A 1,874-nucleotide genomic window follows, 5' to 3' on the forward strand; every position below is an offset into this window, starting at 1 on the left:
GCCAATGGCATCCTGCGGAGCATCCTATGATCCGCGAAGCTCTCAACCAGGCAACAGGCCAGCTGCGCAAGCTGTACGACCAGGAGGTGAACGGTGCCAGTTACCCGGTCGCTACCTACAAGCTCACCGTGGACGGAACGGACATCAGCAACTTGATCGCGCCGCGCCTGATCAGCCTGGACCTGACTGATAACCGAGGACTGGAAGCTGATCAGCTCAGCATTGTCTTGAGTGATCACGATGGCCTGCTCGCTATCCCGCCTCGTGGTGCCAAGGTACGCCTCTGGCTGGGCTGGAATACCACCGGCCTGATCGACAAAGGCACCTATGTGGTGGATGAGACCGAGCATAGCGGTACACCGGATATCCTGAGTATTCGTGCCCGCAGTGCGGACCTACGCAAGACGCTGAAAGCGAAACGAGACGCCGGTTACACCAGCACTACGCTCGGGACGATCCTGCGCACCATTGCCACTCGGCAAGGCCTGACGCCAGTCATTGCCAAGGAACTCGACACGCTCCCAGTGCTGCAGCTGGACCAGACCGGCGAGTCCGACGCCAACCTACTCACCCGCCTGGGCGAGGATCACGACGCGGTGGCCACCGTCAAAGCGGGCCGGCTGATCTTCATCCAGCAAGGCAAAGGCAGGACAGCCAGCGGCGCGGATCTGGGCCATATCACCCTCACCCGCGAGGATGGCGACCAGCACAGCTACCTGCAGGCGGATCGGGAAAGCTACGAAGGTGTGCGGGCCTATTACTACGATGTAAACAGCGCAAAGAAACAGCACGCTATTGCCGGAGGCGGAGACAACCTCAAGGACCTGCGGCATACCTACAGCGACCAGGCCAGTGCTCTACGTGCAGCGCGTGCGGAATGGAATCGTCTGCAGCGCGGCACCGCCACCCTCACCTACCAGCTGGCTCTGGGCCGCCCGGATCTGATTCCCGAACTCAGCTACACCCTGATCGGCGTCAAGGCCGAGATCGACGCGATTATCTGGCATGGCGGCAACGTCCAGCACAGCCTCACCGCAGACGGTGGCTACACCACGCGCCTGGATCTGGAAGCCAAGCTACCAGAGGATCTGGTTTCGGATCTGTTTGAAAACGCTCAGGGCGACTACACCGGCGTAGTCGCGTACTACCGGGACAAGAAGACGGGCAAAGAGGTTGCGGTAACGGCAGGCGATCAGGCCAAGCCTAAGCGCTTGCACTACCTATACGCCAACAAGAACACGGCAAAGCGCGCCGTAGAGCGGGAGTGGAAAAAGATGCAGGAAGCAAAGGCAACGGAGTAGGCACACAAAAAAGTGCTTATACAGTGTTGTTAACTGTATCCATATACACTACCATTCGTCCGGCACTGGTTAGTTATACAGTGCTTTTGTGTGACAGGATCTACAAATGGAGTTGTTTGACTAATGTACAAGCATAACGGATTTAATGCAGATCCTGTAGACATAAAAGCCAAGCTTCATAGCTGGGCTATTAAAAGATCTATCAGTCATCTTTGGTTTTCTTATCTGCGGTTACGACAAGGCCGTGCAACATACGCCTTACTGTTTCCCTTTCAATATCTTCTAAATCACGGATATTGCAAAGAATCTCCTGCTCAACATGCGATAGTGCAGGAGTACCCTCCTGAATATATCGACCTGTTAAAACAAAGATTACGTCCACGCCTACAGCTGCAATTGCAGACAGATAACCCGTATCTGGATTGCCAGCATCTTTTTCGTAAATCACCTGAGTGTTCTTGCCTACGCCGCCTACTTTGGCGAAGTCGGTCTGGCTCATACCTAAACGTTTCCGTTCAGCTCTGAGTCGCGAACCAATGGTCATAAAATCGTGCCTTTTTGTTGACATTACCG

General features: G+C 55.1%; 2 protein-coding genes. One reads left to right on the forward strand and one right to left on the reverse strand.

Features of this window, described 5'->3' with window-relative positions:
* Positions 1-26: 26 nt before the first annotated feature.
* On the forward strand, positions 27-1,301 hold the full coding sequence (locus IEX86_RS24565; protein WP_188868768.1) for a phage late control D family protein: 1,275 nt from the start codon (positions 27-29) through the stop codon (positions 1,299-1,301).
* A gap of 202 nt (positions 1,302-1,503) precedes the next feature.
* On the opposite strand, the gene IEX86_RS24570 is transcribed toward IEX86_RS24565, so the two are convergent.
* Positions 1,504-1,874, reverse strand: a 371-nt coding sequence (locus tag IEX86_RS24570; RefSeq protein WP_308423918.1) for a helix-turn-helix domain-containing protein, incomplete at its 5' end; no start/stop codon positions are given.

It is taken from the genome of Pseudomonas asuensis (assembly GCF_014646755.1).
GTDB classification, from domain to species: Bacteria; Pseudomonadota; Gammaproteobacteria; order Pseudomonadales; family Pseudomonadaceae; genus Chryseomonas; species Chryseomonas asuensis.